At 53.4% G+C, this 8,591-nt stretch carries 6 protein-coding genes; all 6 read right to left on the reverse strand.

The features are described 5' to 3' along the window. A partial coding sequence (locus VB081_RS13480; protein WP_323401297.1) for a SpaA isopeptide-forming pilin-related protein occupies window positions 1-2,063 on the reverse strand: 2,063 nt, incomplete at its 3' end. Window positions 2,064-2,572: 509 nt separating this feature from the next. After that, window positions 2,573-3,175, reverse strand: a complete 603-nt coding sequence (locus tag VB081_RS13485; RefSeq protein WP_323401298.1) for a hypothetical protein — start codon at window positions 3,173-3,175, stop codon at window positions 2,573-2,575. Window positions 3,176-3,261: 86 nt separating this feature from the next. Then, window positions 3,262-4,314: a DUF4366 domain-containing protein gene (locus tag VB081_RS13490; protein WP_323401299.1), complete on the reverse strand. Its 1,053-nt coding sequence runs from the start codon at window positions 4,312-4,314 to the stop codon at window positions 3,262-3,264. After that, the gene (locus VB081_RS13495; protein WP_323401300.1) at window positions 4,298-4,567 is read right to left on the reverse strand and encodes a DUF4315 family protein; all 270 of its coding nucleotides are present in this window, start codon (window positions 4,565-4,567) and stop codon (window positions 4,298-4,300) included. The genes VB081_RS13490 and VB081_RS13495 overlap by 17 nt, the downstream gene beginning before the upstream one ends. Window positions 4,568-4,597: 30 nt before the next feature. Beyond that, on the reverse strand, window positions 4,598-7,057 hold the full coding sequence (locus VB081_RS13500; RefSeq protein ID WP_323401301.1) for a CD1108 family mobile element protein: 2,460 nt from the start codon (window positions 7,055-7,057) through the stop codon (window positions 4,598-4,600). 15 nt (window positions 7,058-7,072) lie between these two features. After that, window positions 7,073-8,591, reverse strand: a 1,519-nt coding sequence (locus VB081_RS13505; protein ID WP_442872727.1) for a VirB4-like conjugal transfer ATPase, CD1110 family, incomplete at its 5' end; no start/stop codon positions are given.

Raw genomic sequence — 8,591 nt, forward strand, 5'->3', positions numbered from 1 at the left:
ATCACATTGTTTTTAATGACCGTGGCACTGGTTTTCAGATTGACAATGAAACCGTGTGTGGTGATATTAAAGCTCTGCCGGAGTACACCTGTTCCAAGATAGCCGACCGGCGGTGTTTTTTCGATGATCTCATAGGATCCGTAAGGCAAGAGGTCATTCGTCGTTGTCGCCGTACCTGTCTCGTCGGTTTTCATCGTATACACCAGCGCTCCGGGTGCATAGGTCTTACTGTTCACAATCACGCTGTGCGCATTTCGGTTGTAGATTTCAAACACAGCCTCGCCAAGCGTTGCGTCACCCTGGGGTGCGGCTCTACGGTTTAAGTCGAAATCCCACTTCTCAATGGATACGCCGCCACGGATGGGGTTGTCTGGCACAATGGGTTCATTGTACGTATAGACCGGCTCCGCATTACCCTGTGCCGTGATTTGCCGCACAAATAGTTCATTGTTAAGCAAATATCCTGTCGGTGCCTGGGTCTCTTGGATTGTGACCGTTCCCAGCGGCAGTGTGGCAATCTTGCCGGAACTGTCATAATACAAAGCATCGCCGGAAACAAGATAATCCTGATGCAGCATAGCAAATCCATCTGAATCTGTGCGCACCACCCAGGAACGAGCCGGGGTTTTACCTGCAAGCTGCGATGCCGTATACAGCCCTTTGTAGAACTTAACGGTGAACAACGCACCTGCCACCGTGCCGCCGCCCTGCGGTTCATTCGCGCTGCGCTCAGCGTCCCGCTTTTTTAAGAGGATGGTCACCGGGTCGCCTTGGGCAATATTTGTCACATTGACCGTTATGGTCTGCCCGGACACGATAGTGAAAGACACCTTTGCGCCGGAAAGTGCATAGCCTGTCGGGGGCTGAGTTTCCACAAGGGAATACCCTGACCCGGCAGCAAGACCGTCCAGCCGTCCGCGCCCGCTTGCATCGGTGGTGATGGTTCCCACATGGTTATTCCCGCCATCATAGACATTGAACACCGCACCTTCCAGCAAATAGCAGGGGTTATCATCTGTCATCGCAGTATTGTTCGACGCCTTAACAATCTCCACGTTGCCGGTAGGGGCATAGTTCCAGCCTAAAAAGGTCTGGCTGGGCGCGCCTTCGTTGTAGATGAAGGCTTCAAACCCCTGGGGCGGCATCGCTTGTACACTGACAGATGAAAGAACTCGTGTCAGGTGATCCCGCACGGTTGAACTGACACCATAAAAGGCATCCATCGTTCCAAGATAGGCATAGGCTGCCACAGCATGGGAAAGCGCATAGGCCGTCATGGAATCAGGGTCTTCAAACAAGTTCACCTTGACGGAATCGTAACCCGGCCCACCATAGAGGTAGTAGGCGCATTTAATCAGCAAATCGTCTGCGCCCGGATGCAGATAACGGCTGACAGGGTATGTCCCAGTGGGGATGCTGGGTGCGACTGGGTTCAGGCAGAAAGACACGTTTCCGTTGGCAGTGAAATAGTGAGTATAGTATCCGTAATAGATTGTATTGTCACTGCGGGTATGATCCACTTGACCGCTCGCGTCTTTCGCCCGTTTGGGCGTATAGGCGATGACTAACAAATCGCCACCCAGTGGTGATTCGGATACAGACAGCGTTCCGTCAGAAATGCTGTACGCGTCCGAGGGTAGTTCTATCCCGTTCTGCGACACAACGATGGAATCAACAGCCGAAATTGGCACGCTGATCGCCGCCGCATTAGACGGAAGCATCAGGTCGTTGACTATATCGGAGAACTTGCCGTTTTGGTTCGTGCTGACCGTAACCTTCACAGGCAGGTCGGTCACCTCGGACACCGGGCAGTACCAGCTGATGGTGATGGCGTGGCCCATGCACCCAAAGGGCAGTGTCACTTGGCCCGATGCCTGATCATATACCGCCTGTGTGGTGATATCCGTCTCACCGTCCAGCAGGACACGAAAACGCAAAGCATCTGTGCTAACAGGGATAAGATCGGGATATTTGTTTGCGGTGATGATTACTGCTGTGTCATTTTCTGCGGCCATTGCTATTGCGTAATAGAAATGGGTAGATTGAATTGTATATTCATTCATATCTGCAATATCGGCATTTTGGGCTTCATCGTAGTAATGGTACTCTACTTTTATCAGTGGCTCATCCACCACCTTAATCAGTTCGGGCTTGATATCAGTGAGTGAGGGTGATTCTGACGCAGGCTCCAGTTGGGATTCCGATGGGGGTATTTCCGCTGGCGCTGGCTCCTGTGATGGTTCATCTGTAGATGCTGGCGTCGACTCCGTTGTTGCTTCTGGCATCGATTCGGTCAGAGTCGTATCCGACACGGCTGATGTTTCAGCCGAATCAGACCCGACATTCTCAGCCATTGCCGAAACAGGCAGCAGCGAAAGGCACAGCATGACCGCCAAAATCATGCCGGCAAGTTTTCTGGTTGTTTTTCGCATGAAAATATCTCCTTTATTTCATATTTGCGGAAAAGAAAATGGCTCGCAGATGCCTGCGAACCAATCAAAAGGAATAGCACAAAAGAAAAAGCCGCCCACGGGAGTCTTCCCGCAAGCGGCCCTACATTCTTTCGGCTATATCAGTAAGTATCGTAATGGTGGTTCTCGCCGTTTAGAGCGTGCTGTTTCATATGCCCAACCACTTCTTCTTCCGACAAAACCGCGCCGCAAGAGCAGTAAGCGTACCCGCCCGGTTTTGGGTCTGCGGATGGCTGTGGTTCAGGAGCAGGTGTGGGCGGCGTTGGTGCAGGTTCCGGCGCGGGTGTTGGCTGTGGCGTAATCGAGTCGGGAGCGGCAGGTGCAGCGGAATCAGGCGCGGGCGGCGTTTCGTTTGCCGTTCCATTCGCTGTTCCGCCTGCGGGATTCTGCGGCTCGCTATTACCTGCGGGCGACTGACCGCTGCTGGGTGGTTGTTCACCTGTGCCGCCTGTTTTGGAAACAGGAGCAGGTGTTGCCGCAGAACCGGGCGACGGTTCCAAAGATATTGGCTCCACCGTGGATGAAGTGGCTCTTTCAACGGAATCTTTTGGTACTACCTGTTTTGGCAGGGCGGCCACCGATTTCGTAGGTTCCATGCTAGCCGGTGCATCATCCACATTTGCGTTGCCTAAAGTCCCAAAACAAATCATGGCAATGACTGCCGCGCATCCAACCGCGACTGCAATCTTCCTTTTTATCGTCATAATTATCACCTCATATTGTAAATTATCTTGATTCGTTGTGGTATTGTAGCGTGCGGTGAAAGCGATGTCAAATGATTTAGTCCCTCTTAATCGTCTTCCGAATCATCATCTCCAACGGTATCAGTGCTTTTTTCACCGTCAAAAAAGTATTCCTCCTCGCCGGATTCTTCGTCCTCAAAGTCGTCCTCATACTCCGCCTCGTCTTGCGCCTGTTTGCGGGGTTTTACTATTTTAATGTAGTAGGCGGCACCACCTACAGCGGCTATAGCCAGCAATACAAAAAGGATGGTGCCTATATTGCCGGTTTGAGCAGACTGCTGCGGCTGTGGCTCTTCACTCGGCGTGGGTGTTTCAGGTGTCTGTGGTTCCGGCTGCACCAGGCCGGGATTGGTAACAGCGCCACTATCTGCCAGCGCAAGCAAATCCGCTTCCGTCACGGGTGAGAGAAAATATACGTTTTGCGTACCGCGCTGACGGTCGATAATCAGATAATATACATTGCCCGCCTCGGTGGTGACGGTGAAAAACTCCTTACCCTCTTCGCCGGTGGCGTTATCCTGTACCGTGCCGCCGCCATTTGGCGTAAGGGGATTCGAGCCGCTTGGGATTGCATCTTCGGTGACATCAACCGGTGGTTGCGGTTCAGGTAAAGCCGCAGATGGTGTAGGTGCCGGGCTTGCAGACAGTGTGGGTGCGGGTGTTGACGAGGAGGCTGGGGTCGGCGCAACAGGTGCCTGTGTTGACGCGGGAGTGGTGTTGCTCGTGGCAGGCGCCGGTGTGGGGGTTGCGGGCGCCACATAGTATGGGTTGTCAATCAATACAGATTGTGAATGGTTTCCCGCCACATCTGTTGCGTAAACTTCCACCTGCTTGTCTGCCGTTCCGGCATAGTCTTTGAACTGCAGGCGCGCCGTGCCGTCCGCCAAAGTAGTGAAACGATGCTTGCCCACATAAATAGAATCCACACCAGAATCCTCATCTTTTGCCGTAACCGTGAGGGTCTGCCCCGAAAGCGTGGCCGTAATGGTGGGCGGTGTGGTGTCGGTGGTTTGCGCGTATGCCGTTACGGGGAACAAAAAAGCCCCTAGGCAAAGCGTAAGCGCTAACAGGGGCAGTAAAATATTAAACTTCGTTTTCATGGGTTCCGTCCTCCAGTATATTGTGTTTGGGTGCAGGCTGTGCGCCGCCACTGTCCCTGTTCATTTTGTATGCCTCAATAAAGGCGGTTAAATCAGCGGGGGCCACATCTGCAGAGCGCAGTACTTTGATGAACTCGCTGTTTTCAAGCTCGGTTTTTTGTCGTTCCAAGTCAGGCAACAGTGCCTGCAGTTCCGTGACCTTTGCCTTCGTCCGCTCAATATCGCGGATGACTTTTTGTAATTTAGGGTTCAAAATAGTTCCTCCAATCGTAATAGGGTGTGCCTATGGAAGCCTGCCCATTGCGTAATAGTGACTGGTCCAGTAGGGGGTGTCGATAGAAGCGTACTGCACCGGCTTGCCGGCATGGATCATTTGTCCGTTTCCAATATAGATACCAATATGCGTGACAGGCCGACCTGCGTTGTAGGTTCCAGTGAAAAAAATCAAATCGCCCGGCTGTGCGTCTGCCCTTGAAACAGGGGTGCAAATGTTGTACAATCCCTGCGCTGTTGTGCGCCCAAAACCGGGGTAGATGCTATGCGCTAGAACGTAAGATACGAAGCCGGAGCAGTCAAAACTATTCGGTCCGTTGGCTCCAAACACGTAGGGCTTGCCAAGATGTTTTTGGGCTTCCTCCATCATAGCGGCAAAACGAGCGTTATCCATCGGCGCGCCGGGATATCCGGGGATGGGTGCGCCACCGGGACTACCAGGCGGGATGTAGCTGCTGCCATCATCGTTTGTGATAGCAAAATACAGCGGGTTCAGGTACTGGCCGTCTTTCAGCACTTCAAAATGCAGATGCGCTCCGGTACTGCCGCCCGTACTACCCACTTTTGCAATCACATCGCCCATCTTCACGCTCTGCCCGTGTGTGACAAGCAATTGGCTGCAATGGGCGTACCGGGTTTCAACGCCATCCTCGCCCTGCATGAAAACAACAAGGCCATAGCTGCCATTGTCACCGGCAAAGGAAACCGTGCCGTCATGGGCGGCAAGTATCTCCGTACCTGTCGCCACAGCGATATCCACTGCCTTATGGTAATCTTTGGCGCCAGTGATGGGATGTACGCGCCAGCCGTACCCGTCCGACACATACGGTAGCCAGTTGAAATCAAAAGGGCTGCCCACATACTGCCGATTGCCCTTAACCCTTGTCAGCATACTGTACCGCTGCATTTGTTCCGCATCCAGCCGGGGCATTATAACATCGGTGAAGGACTGCGCGGTGAGTGTGATGTTTAGGATATGCCACTCGTACTCTTCTTCCTGCTCGGAACTTTCGCCGGTCAATGGGTCAATTACCGTCACGGTGCGGGTGCGTATTTCCACTTCTTCCGTGAAAGTCAATTGGTATTGCTGATCGAAAATCCCGCGCAGGTCTGACTCGATGCCCGAATAGGTAAATTCGTTGTACATGGCGGTCAGGTAGGCCATGAGCTCATACGGTCCGTGCCCGATATCGTCCACCGAATACCTGTACTCATCAAATCCCGGATGGGTCTGCTCCGTGTTTCGTATCTCAATTTGCAAATCCGTTTCCCATTCAGTATAGGCAAGCTCCGCCGCGTCAATATCCGAGTCCGATGCCAGGTAACTGGTTGCAAGAACAGTGCCCATCCCTTCCGTCGCCATACTGCCCAAAGATGAAAACACGCTCACCAGCAAAATAACGAGCAGGGCGGCGATTAAGACGATTGTAAAGGCCGCAGGGTGGCGGCTAATAAAGCCGGTAACTACTTTCACAGCACCGCCGACCTGTTTGGTGTTTTTCGCCGCCCGCGCAGCTTTCGCATACTGACGCTTTATTTTTTGCTTTTGTGCCATGCGAGAGAGCAATCCCTTTTTCGCATTCGGATTTTCCGACAACGCCTTCTGATAGGCCGCCTTGCTGTTTAACCGCACTGCTTTTTGTTCCCGTTTTGCCACTTTGCGGTAGGGCGCTGTTTTGCGGCGATGATTCAGGAATCGAAGCCCGCTCTCTGCTGTAAGCTCACTCTTGTGACCGGCTTCCACGCCCACATTCTCATGCTCCGCTTGATGGATTTTTCTGTGAGCCTGAAATACCGCTGTCCCCACGCCTGATTTGACAGGGCGTGTAATGGGTGCACCTTTCAAATGCGCCTGTTTGGATTTGGTTTCCTTTTCAAATGTAAGGCGCCGCTTGCTTTTTTTCTTCTGCTCGTCAAAGGTTTTTTCAACCTTTACTTTGTGTGTTTTGGGCAGGTGTTCCCGCGCTCGATCCAATTTTGCCTCTGCCTTGTCCGCCCTGTGGCGGGCAGCCGCCGCCTTATCTGACAATGTTATTGGTTCCGGTGGCGCGTCCTCTTTCGTAAAATTCAGCCGGGCGTGTTTTTGTGCTGTCGCGTTTTTATCTGTACTGGATTTCGCTGAACCGGAAGGCTCACGGATACCGCGCGTACGGGTAACATCGTCCAGTATGGGCGCGTCCTCAGCCCCGTTATCGGGAACGGTTTCCGTGGATACCGCATCCGCCGGCGGCTGGGGTCTCGGCCTTGCGAATGAGCGCCGCGTACCGCCGTCCTCACGGCTATGCGCCCCGCCGCCGCCACCCCGCGTGGACGTTTCCATGCTCCGTCTGTGGGTGCGGCTGTTCGTAATGCTTTCACGGGGAGACGCCGTAACGTCCCCCCGATCCGGCCCATGCGCTTTCTGTCGCTCGACCGGAGCGCCGCGCTGTTTTTCCTTGCCCCTTTCGGAGCCGTCCAAATCCCTCGGCATTTCCATCACCCGCCTTTACGCCGCCATCATTTCTGAGGGCTTGGATGTTAAGAGCGAATAGATTTCCGTTTCTTTGGGGAAGTGGTCAACGAATGGGATGATGACCGAACCGTAGATCATCAGCCCTTCGCCGGGCCCGGAATGGGTGACATAGGAAAGCTGGTGGGGGCTGATGCCAAGCTGCTTTGCGATGAACTGGCGGTCGCCCGGTGCCTGGTTCAAAAGATACACAAAATCACTGTTTTCAAAGATGTTTTCGATCTCCCTCGAAGCCAGCAAATCCTTGACGTTTTGCGTCAGCCCGCTGGGAATACCTCCCCATTTTCTAAACCGCTTCCAGATTTCCACCGTGTAGGCCGCCGTCTGCTCCTCTTTGAGCAAAAGATGCATCTCATCAATATAGAACCAAGTGGTGTGGCGTTTGGCACGGTTGGCGGTCACTCGGTTCCACACCGCATCCTGCAATATGAGCATGGCAATTTTTTTAAGACCCTTGCCGAGTTCTTTGATGTCATAACAAATGAGTCTGGAATTGGCATTCACATTGGTGCGATGGTTGAATACGTTCAAGCTACCCACGCAGTAGATTTCCAGCGAGGTGGCAATCCGCTGCGCTTCGGCCTCCGGCTGGGCGCGGAGAAGCTCGTACAGGTCACCGAGAATCGGCATCCGCTCCGGCTCAGGGTTTGCCAGATAATCCCGGTAGACAAGCCGCGTGCATCTGTCGATGATGGTTTTTTCTACCGGCTGCAGGCCGTCTTTGCCGCCCACAATGAGCTCGCACAGGGAGAGAATAAAGTCACTTTTCAGGGTAAGCGGGTCTTCCTCCTCCGAATAGTCCTGGTTGATATCCATCGGGTTAATAAATTGCGTGGATACCGGCGACAGCCTGACCACCTGACCGCCCAATCGGGTGACCAGCGGATGGTACTCGCCTTCGGGATCGCTGACCAAAATATCGTCTTTGGTCGTTAAAAACACGTTCACAATCTCACGCTTGGCGCTGAAACTTTTGCCTGATCCGGGCGTGCCCAAAAAGAGGCCGTTGGGCGCTTTCAAACGCTTTCTGTCAGCCATAATGATGTTGTTGCTGAGCGGGTTCAGCCCATAGTAGAGGGCCACGCCATCCATAAAGAGTTCACAGGTAGTGAACGGAACAAAGATGGCGGTGGAAGATGTGGTCAGGCCGCGTTGAATTTCGATGTGGTTTTGCCCCAGTGCCAGCGTGGACATCAGGCCCTGCTCCTGCTGGTGATCCAACCGTTTCATTGCGCAGTTGAATTTCTGCGCAATGCCCGACGCCGCGAACACATCGTTATCCAGTTTGCGGCGGCTCTTCGCTACGTTGGTGATCAGCATGGTAACGAGGAACATTCGCTCATTGCGAGACTGTAAATCCTCCAGTAGCGCCTTTGCCTCCGAACCGTAGGTCACTAGGTCTGCAGGAAGCACGTCCATATCGTACCCGCTGCGAACCGCTTTTTTCTGCTCCGCAATCTTCATGGCATCCAAATCGGTCAGCTTGCGCTTGACC

Source organism: Christensenella sp. (assembly GCF_034927525.1).
Classification (GTDB): Bacteria; Bacillota; Clostridia; order Christensenellales; family Christensenellaceae; genus Christensenella.